The organism is Desulfatiglans sp., from assembly GCA_012513605.1.
Lineage (GTDB): Bacteria > Desulfobacterota > DSM-4660 > Desulfatiglandales > HGW-15 > JAAZBV01.
In genome coordinates this window covers 1-14,672 of sequence record JAAZBV010000081.1, presented here as the reverse complement: position 1 = coordinate 14,672, position 14,672 = coordinate 1, and the positions used below count along the sequence as shown (strand labels likewise).

The 14,672-nt window shown below is 41.0% G+C and carries 17 protein-coding genes and 1 pseudogene; 8 read left to right on the top strand and 10 right to left on the bottom strand.

What is annotated here, in order from left to right; translation table 11 throughout:
* Window positions 1-7: 7 nt before the first annotated feature.
* From GX654_10370 to GX654_10355, 4 genes are read right to left on the bottom strand one after another with little or no spacing between them, the layout of a single operon-like run.
* Window positions 8-553, bottom strand: a complete 546-nt coding sequence (locus GX654_10370; protein NLD37260.1) for a 2-oxoacid:ferredoxin oxidoreductase subunit gamma — start codon at window positions 551-553, stop codon at window positions 8-10.
* A 17-nt stretch (window positions 554-570) separates the two neighbouring features.
* On the bottom strand, window positions 571-1,320 hold the full coding sequence (locus GX654_10365; protein NLD37259.1) for a 2-oxoglutarate oxidoreductase: 750 nt from the start codon (window positions 1,318-1,320) through the stop codon (window positions 571-573).
* A gap of 37 nt (window positions 1,321-1,357) precedes the next feature.
* A complete protein-coding gene (gene vorB / locus GX654_10360; protein NLD37258.1) occupies window positions 1,358-2,401 on the bottom strand; it encodes a 3-methyl-2-oxobutanoate dehydrogenase subunit VorB in 1,044 nt (347 codons plus the stop codon).
* A 10-nt stretch (window positions 2,402-2,411) separates the two neighbouring features.
* On the bottom strand, window positions 2,412-2,642 hold the full coding sequence (locus tag GX654_10355; GenBank protein ID NLD37257.1) for a 4Fe-4S dicluster domain-containing protein: 231 nt from the start codon (window positions 2,640-2,642) through the stop codon (window positions 2,412-2,414).
* A gap of 231 nt (window positions 2,643-2,873) precedes the next feature.
* Here GX654_10355 and GX654_10350 point away from each other — a divergent pair, with 231 nt between their 5' ends.
* The 6 genes and pseudogenes from GX654_10350 (at window position 2,874) to GX654_10325 (ending at window position 9,478) form a co-directional block, all read left to right on the top strand.
* A complete protein-coding gene (locus tag GX654_10350; protein ID NLD37256.1) occupies window positions 2,874-3,716 on the top strand; it encodes a hypothetical protein in 843 nt (280 codons plus the stop codon).
* A gap of 319 nt (window positions 3,717-4,035) precedes the next feature.
* The gene (gene nifJ, locus GX654_10345; protein NLD37255.1) at window positions 4,036-7,557 is read left to right on the top strand and encodes a pyruvate:ferredoxin (flavodoxin) oxidoreductase; all 3,522 of its coding nucleotides are present in this window, start codon (window positions 4,036-4,038) and stop codon (window positions 7,555-7,557) included.
* A gap of 27 nt (window positions 7,558-7,584) precedes the next feature.
* A pseudogene (locus GX654_10340) lies at window positions 7,585-8,264 on the top strand (hypothetical protein).
* Between the two features lie 57 nt (window positions 8,265-8,321).
* The gene (locus GX654_10335; GenBank protein NLD37254.1) at window positions 8,322-8,630 is read left to right on the top strand and encodes a helix-turn-helix transcriptional regulator; all 309 of its coding nucleotides are present in this window, start codon (window positions 8,322-8,324) and stop codon (window positions 8,628-8,630) included.
* Between the two features lie 37 nt (window positions 8,631-8,667).
* Window positions 8,668-8,973, top strand: coding sequence for an AIR carboxylase family protein (locus tag GX654_10330; GenBank protein ID NLD37253.1), 306 nt, complete (start codon window positions 8,668-8,670; stop codon window positions 8,971-8,973).
* Window positions 8,948-9,478 carry a sodium-dependent bicarbonate transport family permease gene (locus tag GX654_10325; protein NLD37252.1) on the top strand — a complete coding sequence of 177 codons (531 nt, stop codon included), beginning with the start codon at window positions 8,948-8,950 and terminating at the stop codon, window positions 9,476-9,478. Before GX654_10330 ends, GX654_10325 begins: the two co-directional genes overlap by 26 nt.
* Here GX654_10325 and GX654_10320 read toward each other — a convergent pair.
* From GX654_10320 to GX654_10295, 6 genes are all read right to left on the bottom strand, one after another.
* On the bottom strand, window positions 9,447-9,794 hold the full coding sequence (locus GX654_10320; GenBank protein NLD37251.1) for a long-chain fatty acid--CoA ligase: 348 nt from the start codon (window positions 9,792-9,794) through the stop codon (window positions 9,447-9,449). The two genes, GX654_10325 and GX654_10320, sit on opposite strands and share 32 nt — an antisense overlap.
* A 29-nt stretch (window positions 9,795-9,823) precedes the next feature.
* The gene (locus GX654_10315; GenBank protein ID NLD37250.1) at window positions 9,824-10,075 is read right to left on the bottom strand and encodes a long-chain fatty acid--CoA ligase; all 252 of its coding nucleotides are present in this window, start codon (window positions 10,073-10,075) and stop codon (window positions 9,824-9,826) included.
* A complete protein-coding gene (locus tag GX654_10310; protein NLD37249.1) occupies window positions 10,066-10,302 on the bottom strand; it encodes a long-chain fatty acid--CoA ligase in 237 nt (78 codons plus the stop codon). The genes GX654_10315 and GX654_10310 overlap by 10 nt, the downstream gene beginning before the upstream one ends.
* 270 nt (window positions 10,303-10,572) lie before the next feature.
* Window positions 10,573-11,223: a signal peptidase I gene (gene lepB, locus GX654_10305; GenBank protein ID NLD37248.1), complete on the bottom strand. Its 651-nt coding sequence runs from the start codon at window positions 11,221-11,223 to the stop codon at window positions 10,573-10,575.
* A 24-nt stretch (window positions 11,224-11,247) separates the two neighbouring features.
* On the bottom strand, window positions 11,248-11,427 hold the full coding sequence (locus GX654_10300; GenBank protein NLD37247.1) for a hypothetical protein: 180 nt from the start codon (window positions 11,425-11,427) through the stop codon (window positions 11,248-11,250).
* Window positions 11,411-11,977: a sigma-70 family RNA polymerase sigma factor gene (locus tag GX654_10295; GenBank protein ID NLD37246.1), complete on the bottom strand. Its 567-nt coding sequence runs from the start codon at window positions 11,975-11,977 to the stop codon at window positions 11,411-11,413. Before GX654_10295 ends, GX654_10300 begins: the two co-directional genes overlap by 17 nt.
* A 393-nt stretch (window positions 11,978-12,370) precedes the next feature.
* On the opposite strand from GX654_10295, the gene greB reads away from it, so the two are divergent.
* The gene (greB, locus tag GX654_10290; protein NLD37245.1) at window positions 12,371-12,871 is read left to right on the top strand and encodes a transcription elongation factor GreB; all 501 of its coding nucleotides are present in this window, start codon (window positions 12,371-12,373) and stop codon (window positions 12,869-12,871) included.
* 318 nt (window positions 12,872-13,189) lie between these two features.
* Window positions 13,190-14,524, top strand: a complete 1,335-nt coding sequence (locus GX654_10285; GenBank protein NLD37244.1) for an MFS transporter — start codon at window positions 13,190-13,192, stop codon at window positions 14,522-14,524.
* Window positions 14,525-14,672 lie beyond the last annotated feature (148 nt).

The following is a 14,672-nucleotide window of genomic DNA, read 5'->3' as shown; positions in this document are numbered from 1 at the left end:
TCCTCTTTTATCTGGGATTAAGAGCGTATTCTGCCCCCTTTTCCATAGCCTTTTTATTCAGATCAACAAGGCCGGCGTTCTTGGATTTCAACACATCGCTCATCCCGCCTGCGAGGGATTCAAGGGAGGTTACCCCTGTTTTTGCTGCAAATGCCCCAAGCATGATCATGTTTACTGCCCGTTCACTGCCGAGTTCAAGGGCGAGCTTATTAGCCGGGATATATACCACCTCTATATCCGTCCTCTCAGCCTTTGCATCCACAAGTGAGGAGTTAACCAGCATGATTCCACCTTTTCTGATCATGCCCTGATACTTGATCATGGATGGCTTATTGAGAACAATGGCATAATCCGGCGCTGAGGCGACCGGTGAAGCGATCTCTTCATCTGATATACATACAGTGCAGTTTGCAGTGCCGCCGCGCACCTCTGCCCCGTAAGAAGGGAGGTATGTCACATTTTTTTTATCTCTCATGGCAGCATAGGCAAGGATATATCCCATTGAAAGGACTCCCTGCCCGCCTGATCCTGCAAAAGCTGTTTTGGTAATCATCTCAAATATCCCCTTTCTCACTTATTATCTGAATTATCCTTTATTACACCCAGGGGGAATACCTTAGTCATGTATTCATCTATCCATTTACATGAATCAACTGGTGACATCTTCCAGTTTGTAGGGCATGGGGACAGCACCTCTACCAGTGAGTATCCGAGGTTGTCCATCTGTATCTTGAATGCCTTTTTTATGGCCTTCTTTGCAGCCCTTATATTTTTTGGTGAGGTGACAGAGACACGTTCAATATAAAATGTACCATCCAGGAGCCCCAGCATTTCGCTTAACCTTAATGGGTTACCATCCCTTTTTGTATCCCTGCCACCCGGTGTAGTGGTGGATTTCTGCCCAACAAGTGTGGTCGGCGCCATCTGACCGCCTGTCATACCGTAGGTTCCGTTATTGATAAAGATGGTTGTTATATTTTCACCCCTGTTTGCTGCATGTATTGTCTCGGCAGTGCCTATGGCAGCCATATCGCCGTCACCCTGGTATGTGAATACTATCCTGTCAGGGAGTACCCTCTTCAGACCGGTTGCAACAGCAGCGCCTCTGCCGTGGGCAGCCTCGCCCACATCAATATCAAAATAGTCATAAGCGAGTACAGCACATCCTGCAGGGGGCACGCATATGGATCTGTCAGCTATATCAAGCTCTTCAATAACCTCTGCCACAAGACGGTGGGTTATACCGTGGCCGCAGCCCGGGCAGTAGTGAAAAACCGCATCCTTAAGATACTTTGGTTTTTTAAAGATTGTCTCTGTCATATGTGATCCCTTGTAATAAAAACCTGATAACGGTCAGTTATTCAGGATAATATTTTTTTATCTGTTCAAATATGTCCGCTGGTGTGGATACTGGCCCTCCCGGACGGCCATAAAAATGTATCCTGCTGCTTCCGTTTAACGATAGCCTTACATCCTCGATCATCTGGCCTGTACTCATCTCATAGATTAGAAATTCTGTATTATTTGAGGCTGCCTCTTTTAAGTATTTTTCGGGGAAAGGCCAAAGGGTAACAGGCCTGAAAAGCCCTGCCTTTATACCTTCTTCTCTTGCCCTATCAACAGCGCTTTTAGCTATCCTGGCCGCAATACCATAGGCAATCACTGTGAGTTTTGCGTCATCTGTACGGTATGATTCTGCCATCTGGATCTTTTCTTTTATCTGCTCATATCGTTTAACAAGCTTCCAGTTGTGTGCCTCTTCAACATTTACATCAAGCAGAAGGGATTTGATAACACGCCTTGGCCTTCCCTTTGCGCCATCGATCTTGTATGGTTTTTCTGGTAGTGTGTAAATGTCCCTGTATTCAGGAAAAACAACCGGTTCCATCATCTGCCCCATCATCCCGTCTAGAAGTATCATTACAGGGGTGCGGTATTCATCTGCATAGTCAAATGCCTTTGTCACAAGGTCGCAGATCTCCTGACCTGTTGCAGGGCCAAGGACAATATTCCTGTAGTCACCGTGTCCTCCACCACGCGTGGCCTGAAAATAGTCACCCTGGGACGGTGCAATATTTCCTAACCCCGGGCCGCCGCGCATACAGTTTACTATAACCGCAGGGAGTTCAAGGGCGGATAAAAATGAGATACCCTCCTGTTTAAGGCTTATACCCGGGCTTGATGAACTTGTCATGACACGTGCCCCTGCCATTGATGCCCCTATAAGCATATTAATGGCCGCTATTTCGCTCTCTGCCTGTATAAATGTCCCATCATTTAGCTTTGCCATTGCACCTGCCATGTACTCGGTAAGTTCGTTCTGGGGGGTAATAGGGTATCCTGCATAAAATCTGCAACCGGCCCTCACTGCTGCCTCGCCTATAACATGGTTTCCACTCATCAGTACTTTTTCAGTCACGATAAACCTCTATTGCAACATCAGGGCATATGGTTGCACACATTGCGCACCCTGTACACTTCGGGTCATCACTGTTATCCGTACTCTTTACAGGGTAATACCCCTGATGGTTAAGGGTTTCAGATACAGCAATAATATGTTTCGGGCATACTGAAATACAAAGATAACAACCCTTGCACATTTCGCTGTTTAATTTTATTCTTCCTTTATTCTTATCAGCCATTATAGTCCCAAGTCAGTTTTATAAAACTTTTATTTATCATTTGACGGCATATGCCGACTTTATTTATATACCCTAGGAAATTATTTCCAGGTAAAACGGGTAAATTAACATATGTATCGATGTTGCGAATTTGTTGTTTTACTTGATGTTTTTCAGGTTTGTCAATTTTTTTTGATAAAAAAGATTATTTGCTGTATTACTTGTTTATAATTTATTTTAAAAGGCTTCCAAATGACCATAAATAAGGCCGATTTTTATTCTCTCAGAAATATCCGGGATAATTTTCTTCTCATTTCTATTGGCTATGAGTACCTTGCGGAAAATGTTTACCTTGCCAAGTTTGGAAAGGAGATAAAAAAATCTCTTGTCCATCTAAGAGATGATATAAAGTTTCTCAAAAAGGAGTTTCCCGGCAAATTTACAGCAGAGGTAAACACCGATGTAATCATGAAGAGTTTTGACAGGACTGTAGAAAACATGCTTTCCGGAAAAGATTCGGTCATATCGGAATGTAAATCAGGTAAGCTCGGGGAAAACCTTGGCGATGACATAAAAAAGGTCACTGAGGCTATAGGAAAGATATGGCATCAGGTTAAAGGGACTGATGTGAAATACACAAAGAGCGATCAGATCTCTGGTTTTTTCGGGCGGCTCAACTTATTGTCAGGGGCAGTAAAGCTTATTTCCGGTGTCTTCAAGATTGTATTTCTGGCCTTAATTATCCTTTTAGCTGGTTTTTCATACCTTTTTTTTACAATGGAAAGGGAATCCCCCTTACTTAAGGAAAATAAAGAAATTAGTGCATTTATTCAGGAGAAGAAGGCATTATTGAAGGAAAAAGAGGATACAAAAAAAGATGCACAGCTACGCCTGAAATCTTTTAGCAGCCGCAACCTTTTAAGAGAAGACAAGATTGCCATACTTGACCTGGAGACAAAGATACAGGTGTACAATAATGAAATAAATATCATCGAGGGGCAGATAGAGTCTGAATTTCGGCAGATGGATGAAAATACTAAAAAGATCGAAAAGATCAGGGCCAAAACCTTTGTGGAGAGGCTGTTAAGGATATAGGCTTTCCTTTTTCCAAATATACATGACCTGGAATATTTAAGTATCTTCACAATACATAATCAGTAATAATCTAATACACCCATTCAATTATATAGAAACGCGTTTTAGTGCATTTCGATATACTTTAATTTTACTGGGTAAGCTTGTCTTTTTTATATTCCCTGATCGTTCAGTACTAACAGCGTTATTAAATAATTATTTTTAAAAAAAATATCTTGACGACAAAAATAAATATTGATATCCATTATCATTATCAATATTTGATATTGATAATAGATATCAGAAACATTCACTGGAGGATCAAACCTTGGAAAATAATATGAGACGTAAAATGAAGACAATGGATGGTAACACAGCGGCAGCATATGTTGCATATGCTATGACCGAGATAGCAGCCATATACCCGATAACCCCATCTTCGCCAATGGCTGAATCAGTTGATGAGTGGTCAGCTTACGGCCAAACGAATATATTTGGAGAGCCGGTGCGAGTTGTTGAGATGCAGTCTGAGGCCGGTGCTGCCGGAACCGTGCATGGGTCTCTCCAGGCGGGCGCACTTACAACCACCTTTACAGCATCACAGGGGCTTCTCCTGATGATACCGAACATGTATAAAATAGCGGCTGAACTGCTTCCATCAGTCTTTCATGTAAGTGCACGCTCCTTATCCACCCATGCCCTTTCTATTTTTGGAGATCATTCAGATGTTTATGCAGCAAGACAGACAGGTTTTGCGATGCTCGCAAGCGGCAGCGTGCAGGAGGTTATGGATATGGCCTGTATCGCCCATCTGTCGACAATAAAAGGGAAAATACCTTTTCTCCATTTTTTTGACGGTTTCAGGACCTCCCATGAAATACAAAAAATAGAGGAGATATCCTATGATGTAATGGCCGGGCTTATCGATTACACCAAAATAGATGAGTTCAGAAAAAGTTCGCTCAACCCTGAGGCCCCGGTTACAAAAGGCACTGCCCAGAATCCTGATATATATTTTCAGGGAAGGGAGGCACTGAACAGCTTTTATAATGCTATCCCGGACATTGTTGAAAGTTATATGCAGGAAATAAAAAAGATTACCGGCCGTGAATACCATCCTTTTACATATTACGGTGCGTCTGATGCAGAACATGTAATTGTAGCAATGGGATCAGTAACTGAAACAATTAAAGAGACAATTGATTATCTTGTTGAAAAAGGCGAAAAGGTGGGAGTGATCACATGCCATTTGTACAGACCCTTTTCATCTGCATATTTTTTTAAAGTATTACCTGAAACAGTAAAAAAGATAGCAGTGCTTGACCGCACTAAAGAGCCTGGTGCCACAGGAGAGCCGCTCTGCCTTGATGTAAAGAGCCTGTTCTATGGAAGGAAGGCTTGCCCTGTTATAGTCGGAGGCCGGTATGGTCTAAGCTCAAAAGACACAATTCCAGCTCATGTAATAGCTGTTTACGAGAATCTGAAGCTTGAAAACCCGAAAGAGGATTTTACTGTCGGAATAACTGATGATGTAACCAACACCTCACTTCCTTTATCGATATCTGAATATCGAGACCCTGAAGGGATATTTCAGGCCAAATTTTATGGGCTTGGGTCAGACGGGACTGTAGGTGCAAACAAAAACTCAATAAAGATCATCGGTGATAATACTGATCAGTATGCACAGGCATATTTTGAATATGATTCAAAAAAATCAGGTGGTATAACAATATCTCACCTCAGGTTCGGTAAAAATCCCATACGGTCAACATACTTTGTTTCAAACCCCGATTTTGTTGCCTGCCATGTGGAATCATATCTTGAAAAATATGAGGTTTTAAAAGGTATTAAGAAAGGGGGGACCTTTCTGCTTAACAGTATGTATGATGAAAATGAGATAGAATCAAAGCTTCCTGATAAAGTAAAGAAGACCCTGGCAGAAAAGGAGGTTAGGTTTTTCATCATAAACGCAACGAATCTTGCTGTTGAAGCTGGTATGCCGGGCAGAACCAATTCAATCATGCAGGCAGCATTTTTTAAAATTGCAGACATAATCCCCTATGCTGATGCTGAAATTGAGATGAAAGAGGCGATTAAAAAAACCTATGGAAAAAAAGGGGCTGATGTCATCAATACGAATATGAAGGCAATTGATCTCGGGGCTGCTAACGTAATAGAGATCAGGATTGATAAAAATTGGAAGGATATCGTTGTGAAAAACACCACTGGCGAAGAGAAATTACCTGAGTTTGTCCGGGATATTGCCATACCTATGAACAGGATGGAAGGCAACGATCTTCCTGTAAGCCTCTTTTTCAACAGGCCTGGTGGAGTGTTCCCGCAGGGCACCTCAGCCTATGAAAAAAGAGGCATAGCAGTCAATGTGCCCGAATGGATCCCTGAAAACTGTATACAGTGCAATCAGTGCTCTTTATCATGTCCTCATGCTGTGATAAGGCCTTTCCTCCTTGACAGCGCTGAGATTGCCTCTCTGCCGGCAGGGATAACCACTGTAAAGGCTAAAGGCAAGGAGTTTGATGGATTATCCTACAGGCTTCAGGTAAGCCCGCTCGACTGCCAGGGGTGCGGGGTCTGTGCAAATATCTGCCCCGCAAAGGAAAAGGCGCTTGTCATGAAACCTCTTCACACCCAAATGAAGGAGTCTGCCAACTGGGATTATATTTCTGAAAACATTAAATATAAAGATAACCTGGCTGATAAATACAGCGTGAGAGGAAGCCAGTACTGTCAGCCCCTCTTTGAGTTCAGCGGTGCATGCGCAGGGTGCGGGGAAACTCCTTACATTAAAACATTAACTCAGCTTTTCGGTGACCGGATGGTGATAGCAAACGCAACAGGATGCTCATCAATTTATGGTGGCACCGCCGCTTCATCTCCCTATACTGTAAATAATGCGGGTCGCGGGCCTGCATGGGCAAGCTCTCTGTTTGAAGATAACGCAGAATATGGTTACGGTATACAGCTCGGCTACAGCCGAATCAGGGAACGTGCAATACTATTGCTTCAGGCATACAGTAAAAAAGTATCTTCAAAGGGGACATCCAGTTTGATAGTTCAGTGGCTGCTGGAGAAGGATAATCCTGAAGCCTCTGGAAAATTATTTTATAAGATGATGCAGATCCTTGAAACAGACAGCAGCCCTGATGCAAAGGAGATTTTAAAATACAGGGATTTTTTACGAAAACGTTCTGTTTGGGCCATAGGCGGTGATGGCTGGGCCTATGATATAGGATATGGCGGCCTTGATCATGTTATTGCAGCGAATGAAAAACTAAATCTGCTTGTGTTGGATACAGAGGTATATTCCAACACCGGAGGGCAATCATCAAAATCAACCCCGACCGCTGCAATTGCCAAATTCGCTGCATCAGGCAAAAGAACCCGTAAAAAGGATCTTGGTATGATGGCAATCTCCTATGGGTATGTATATGTAGCCCAGGTGGCAATGGGCGCAAATCAGAGCCAGTTTTTAAAGGCAGTCAAGGAGGCTGAGGAATATCCTGGCCCATCTCTCTTGATAGCATACTCGCCATGCATCAGTCACGGGATAAGATCAGGTATGAACAGCTCCCAGGCAGTCATGAAAAATGCGGTTCAAAGCGGTTACTGGCATCTGTACCGCTATAATCCCGCGCTTGAAGCCGAGGGCAAAAATCCCTTCACCCTTGATTCAAAAGAGCCTGAATGGGACAAATTCAGAGGATTCCTTATGAATGAGACAAGATATACCTCGCTTAAAAATGAGTTCCCGGAGATGGCGGAAGATATGTTCAAAAAGGCTGAAGAGGATGCGAAAAGGCGGTATAACAGCTATAAAAGAATGGCAAGCGATATTGGATAATAAAATCTCAATTGAGAGGGATAAATAATGGGTAGCGTAAAAAATTTAACAGTACTTGAGCAGCTTGGATCAAATAAAACAGGCTCAGGCATCTTTACCTTCTCTGACCGCTATTCTGTTTTTGACTGGGGCGAAATGCCCGATCATATCAAGGATAAAGGGAAAATCCTGTGTCTTACAGGGGCCTTTTTTTTTGAAAAACTTGATGAAATGGGTATCCCAAGTCATTATACAGGCCTTATCGAAGGAGAAAGATGTGTAAAGACTACTTCACTTGAAAAGGCGAGCAACAGGATGAAGGTAAAACTGCTTCGTGTGCTGAAGCGGAGAGGATTGGTCTGATAAATGAAGATGGAAAGATTTAGTTTGGTATGGATGAGGATCGTAACATTATAGTAGTGGATATTATGGGAACTCCTGACGAATGCCGGTTTACATATAAAGGTCTGCCTGTGAGCAAGGAGATGGCGAGAGAATTCTACAGGAAGACCTCATGGTACAGTGACACTGAAAAGGAAAAAAAAGAAAACAGGCATGAGTGGAAGGAGAATGTTAAATCACCTCCTCCAGCCCTTCCTAAAGGATATTTAAAGCTCATTTCAGAAATGTATCAATCCTTTTGCAATGAACTTACCGGTAAGAGGTGGTTTGATGCTGCATCTTTAAAGGATATTCTTTCTGAAATGAAGGATATGAACAACCAATAGAAGTAAAAATATGAGTAAAGTAAACCTGTTTTTCAATAAAATATTAAGGAGGGAATTATGCCTGAGGCTATGACACATGATTTTCTGTTGGGTTCTATTAAAATACTAATCCTTCATTATGCTGACAAAGAACCGATTTTTGGAAAAGAGTTTCATGAGAAACTTCAGAAACATGGTTATGAAGTGTCATATGGGATTATTTATCCCTTTTTTCATAAATTTGAACAGAAAGGTTATCTTTCCTGCGAAGATGCGTGCGTTAAAGGAAAGATCAGGAAGTATTACAGAATAACAGAGGCCGGAAAAGGCGCCCTCGAAAAGACCAAAGTAAAGGCAAAAGAGCTTGTTGAAATTCTGTATGAATAATAAAAATTTTTGAACTATTTATTGATGAGATCAAAATATGTCTCAGGTAATTATTATAATGGGCTCAGGCTCTGATAAAGATTACTGCGAAAAAATAAATAATGCGCTGGCAGGATTTGGTATTTCATGCACCATGAGGGTCGCATCTGCTCATAAGGTGCCGCTCAAGGCAATGGAAATAATCCGGGAGAATGAAAAGGATACTTTAGTGTTTATTACCTCTGCTGGAAGAAGTAATGCCCTTTCAGGATTTGTGGATGCAAACACAATAATGCTTGTAATAGCATGCCCACCCTACAGTGATAATAAGTGTATTGTTGTACAGACTTTCTCCAAGTATTAAGAGCATGAAATTATCTACGCTTGCTATTTTTAAAAGTACACTTACAAACGGGTCTGTTTTTTTGCTGCTTGGAAGTCTTTTTATCGGGTTTATTACAGGTAAAAACGGGGTTGCCTCTCTTAGGCCTTTTTATGACATTATTTTTTCAGGGATGCTTTCTCTATTCCTTCTTGATATGGGGCTGGTTACTGATAAAAGATTGAATGAGGTTAAAAAGGCCGGATTTTTTCTTGTCTTATTTGCATTGGTTATGCCTTTTTTTAATGCCTTGACAGGGATATTGCTTTCAAATCTTTTAGGTTTTTCTACGGGCGATGCACTTCTTTTTACTGTGCTCTGTGCCTGTGCATCCTATATAGCTGTACCTGCAGCGATGAGGTTTTCTATACCTGAAGCTAACCCTGGTCTTTATGTACCTATGGCGCTGGCAATTACTTTTCCACTTAATATCATCATGCTGCCATTTTACCTATTTATAATACATGCCCTGCAGGATGCTCTGTAATCAGGCTGCTATCATTTTTACTGTTCGTCAATGATTTTTCTATCTCCTCTTCTTTTAATACCTTTTTAAGTATCTTACCCACAGTATTTTTAGGCAGGCTTTGCCTGAATTCCACCTTTACCGGCAGTTTGTATTTGGCGAGCCTCCCGGCACAATAATCTATCAGCTCCTTCTGTGTTAAACTTCTCCCCTCCTTCAGCACTGCAAACACCTTTACCACCTCACCACAGCTTGGATGCGGTATACCTATTACAGCGGCCTCATGTATATTTGGGTATGTATATATAACCTCTTCTATATCCCCTGGGGTACACACTGTATCAGCCCCTGATAAAATCAACTCCTTTATCCGGTTCTGGCCTCGAATTCCTTTATTATTTCCACCGGTATCGGGGCTCTGCCTGAAAAATATGCCCTTATGGAGATCATATCAGCCTTTGCAATATCAGGGTGCCTAAAAATATTTTTAAACATGGTGGGTACCATTGGGGCAAAGGTGGGTCTATGTTTTGTGATTGCCTTAATCAGATTTTCTGCCTGGGGCTTTGCCACGATATTATTCTCCATCCCCATCAGGATAGAAAAAATCATGCACACAGTGAGGCCGAACACATGAAAGAAGGGAAGCGCGCACCCAGCATGACCTTCTTTGATACACCTGTTGTACCGTCTGTGTATTGATACATGGCTACATCGTCGGAAGATATGTTTATTTTAGGCGCAGGCGGAGCTGATTTTTTAATAAGTTTATCAAAGCAATATAGATCATTTGCCTTATTGATTGAGGCAGTAAGCCTCTTTTTTATGCTAAATAACCGGAACATGATTTTTTTGTTAGCGGCAGGAAATCACCAGCGGTGGCCTAAATGATCTGCTTTACATGGGATCAGGTTTGGTAAGAGGATAGCGACAGCCTTAACGATATTTATCTGCACATGATATAACAACTATTGTGCCAGGGTTGATAGTTAACAATAAGTGATTGGTAATACAATAATTATCATCAATATAAAATCTTCAGAAGATATTTTAATATATAATTACGGGTAAAATATGTATATTGCTGAGCAAAAACTGGACAGGAAATTTCCTGACTACTCGATAACCCTTCCTATCCTCTCCCATCGTACATGCCACTTGTTTTTATCCAATGACCAGTACTTTATAATTGCTTTACCCACAAGATTGGATCTGGGAACAAAACCCCAGAAGCGGCTGTCATGGGAATTATCCCTGTTATCGCCCATTACAAAATAGGAGTCCCCGGGCACGCGAATCGGGCCGTAATTATCCCTCGCAACCGCTTCAGCCGGAAAAACCTGGTTGTCCTTATGTATCTCATGAGGGTTCTTATAAAGAGAACCGTTTATATAGACCTTTTTATCTATGATTTTGATCTCATCACCGGGCACGCCTATGACCCGTTTTATAAAGTCCATGGAGGTATCAATAGGATATTTAAAGACTATTACATCTCCACGCTCAGGCTCTCTTATCGCAGGCAGTCTCAGGTCTGTAAAAGGTATCCTGATGCCAAATAGAAACTTGTTTACCATCAGGTGGTCACCTATCAGAAGTGTATCTTCCATTGAACTGGATGGGATCTTAAATGACTGCACCACACATGTCTTGATAATCAGAAAAAGAAATATGGCCCAAATAATTGCCTCGATATACTCCCTTAATTTTGATTTTGTTTCAATTTTTGCATGATCAAGAACAGGTGCATGGTTAACATCTTCCATTTGTTTTAGTCTCCTCATTTGAATTTAGAAAGCAGGTATTGTCTTGAATATGCCGAGTAATGCGCCAATCCCCATCATTGCATATCGTATTGATGAATGAGCAGAAAGCCATTGAATGATTGGATTCTTTGACTCCTCGTATTCATAAACACGCCTCATGACCTTTAAGACAAAGTCTGTTGATGGTTCATATTTTTCTTTCATGACCTACACCTCCGACATAAATGTTCATTAACTTTTTAATTTTTGCCCTTGCCCTTAATAAACGTGTCTTTACAGTAGACAGGGGTATTCCAAATTCACAGGCTATTTGATCCATAGATGCCCCCTCTAAACTTTTCAGAATCGTTGACCTGAATGGTTCAGGCAATTGCCTGAGTGAGGTTGTTAATATCTGTAAATCCTCCTGCTTGATCAGCGCCTCTTCAGCATTATCGTGATGGAGCGATAATGTTTTCAGTTCATCAACAGGCAGGGTTTTTACATTTTTATGATCCCTGAGATAGTTCACACATTTATTGCGTGCAATAACAAAGAGCCAGGCTGAAAATGGGGTTCCTTTTTCGGTATTGAAACCGGCCAGTGATTTATAGGCAGAAAGAAATACCTCCTGACCTATATCCTCAGTTATGTTCGGATCACGAACCAGCCTATATATAAATGAAAGGAGGTTTTTATGGTATTTTTGAACGAGCCTTGCATAGGCATCGATCTTACCATCCTGGATAAGCCTTATTATTGTATTGTCATTCATCAGGGCTCCATAACCTTCTTTATAATATTAGTACCCCTGGCTTTATAAAAGGTTCCTGAAAAATCGATTTTAGATAAAAAAGTTATTGTTTGATATTTATTTTTTTAACTTGTTCATATGGTCCCCTTGGGAACACTAGGATTGATCTCTTTTTATCATCCTATATAAACATCAATCAACCTTTAATTTTTAGAGTAATCCTTCTTGCTTGAATATCTCCAAAAGCCATTTTCTGTATTAATCCATCCGCAGAAAGCTGATATAAAAAACTAAATAACCGGTTGATTGATGTTTGTAAAGAGTGGTAGAAAGACGCAGAGCGTCAGGAATGGTATTCCCACGGAGACAATGGGAATGAGTAGAAAAATAGTATTAAAGTAGTGGGGGTAAAAAATGGGTAGATGGCGTCCTCCTGGAACACCAAGTTCAAAGTATATCACCCCTGAAGGTGCACAAAAATTAAATGATGAGCTTCAGTATCTGTGGAAGGTTGAACGGCCATCTGTGACTGAAAGGGTTGCGGAGGCTGCTGCACAGGGTGACCGGAGCGAAAATGCCGAATACATTTATGGCAAGAAACGGTTGCGCGAAATTGACAGCAGGGTTCGTTTTTTAACAAAACGTCTCGACGATATTACTATAGTCGATACTATTCCTGACGATCAGGATAAGGTCTATTTTGGCGCTTATGTTACCCTTGAAGATGAAGAGGGGGAAGAGGTCGAATATCGTATTGTTGGGCCTGACGAGTTTAATATTGATGAGGGAAAACTCAGTATGGATTCACCATTAGGCAAAGCAATGCTGGGAAAAGAGGTGGATGATGAAATCAATATCTCCACACCCGAAGGAACGAAGGTTTATTATATATCGAAAATCTATTATATTCTCTAATTTGTGTTCATCCGGAAAAAGACAAGCTCTGGATGGGGCTTTCAGCAGTCAGCGATCAGCTGTCAGCCAACTTTTTGTTTTAAATGTTTTATATAACAAAAATAAATTGGTGTTCAGACTGAATCAGCTATAAGAGATTTTTTTTGTTATTGTACGCAAATATAATTAGATGGAAAAAAGAAAATAGGAAAGAGTAAATAGAAAAAAGAAATAGAGGAAAAAGGTAAAAATAATTGGTAAATAGCATACAGGGTATTTTCTTATACTCTTTACTATCTCCTCTTTTGCCCTTTCTGAAATACATAAGGAGTCTTATATATGACAATGGCTAATCGGGCCTCACGCAGGGAGCTTTTCGGATGGGCAATGTTTGACTTTGCCAACTCCTCCTATACAACTGTTATAATTACGATTGTCTTCTGTAATGTTTTTTCAAGTGTCATTGTTGGTGACGGGCCTGAATTTCGTCTGGGTAATCTTCTCTGGAGCGTTTCCCTTTCCATAAGTTATCTTATGGTACTTGTGTCATCGCCATTACTGGGTGCAATAATGGATTTTACTGGGGCAAAAAAGAGGTTCCTGTTTATGAGCTGGCTCCTCACAGTTTTTACGACTGCTGCCCTTTATTTTGTAAGGCCTGGATTAATAATTCCCTGTATGATTCTAATTATTATATCGAATATAGGTTTTTCATACAGTGAGGCATTTGTCTCCAGCTTTCTCCCGGGTCTTGGTTCTCCTGAGGATATGGGGAAAATTTCGGGCTTTGCATGGGGACTTGGTTACTTTGGCGGTCTTGCTTCAACTGCTATTGTTATATTTATAATTCATGCAGGTGTATACACAATAGATAATTATGCAAACCTTCGCATGGTCGGGCCTGTAACAGCTCTTTTTTTTCTTGTAACAGCAATCCCCACATTTTTGTGGGTTAAAGAAAGGACAAGGCCAAAGGTTTTACCAGATGGTGAAACATATTATTCAATAGGGATTAAGAGGCTTAAACAGACTGTAATGGAGATCCAAAGCTTCAGGGATCTTGTTATTCTTTTATCATCCTTCTTTTTTGCCTATGCAGGGCTCTCGATTGTTATCTGTTTTGCCTTTATATATGGAGACCAGATAGTTAAATGGTCAGGCACAACACAGACCCTCATGTTTGTTATCACCCAGATTACGGCCGCATGCGGGGCATTTTTGATCGGGATTATACAGGACAAATGGGGCGCAAAAAAGACATTCATATTGACCCTTATAATATGGTTTACAGTAATAATCTTAATTTACAGGGTGATTGAGATTACTGATATTATAAACAGGATATGCAGCACCTCTTTTAAAGCTGAGCATATGTTTCTTGTGACAGGCTCCATTGCCGGGATCGGGCTTGGGTCAACACAGTCCTCATGCAGGGCAATGGTGGGGATGTTTTCACCTGTTACAAAGGCAGGGGAGTTTTTCGGGATGTGGAGTTTTTCAAACCGGTTAGCTGCCATTCTGGGACTTATGAGCATAGGTTTGCTTCAAAGCCTTTTTGGACTTAAAAATGCAATACTGATCTGTTCAATATTTTTTTTGATATCAGTCATTATCGCCTTTTTTGTGAATGAAGAGAGGGGAAAAAGAAGTGCTATTGAACATGAGGGAGAGTAATATTTTATACATGATTTGTCATGTAGATACTATGTGGATCACTTGGAAGCCATTTGATATAATTTTCTTTTTAACCCATTAAAAAGGAGGATACCAAATGAACAAGACCCAAGTGATCCAGAAGGATAGTAACACAAAAGAATCTAAT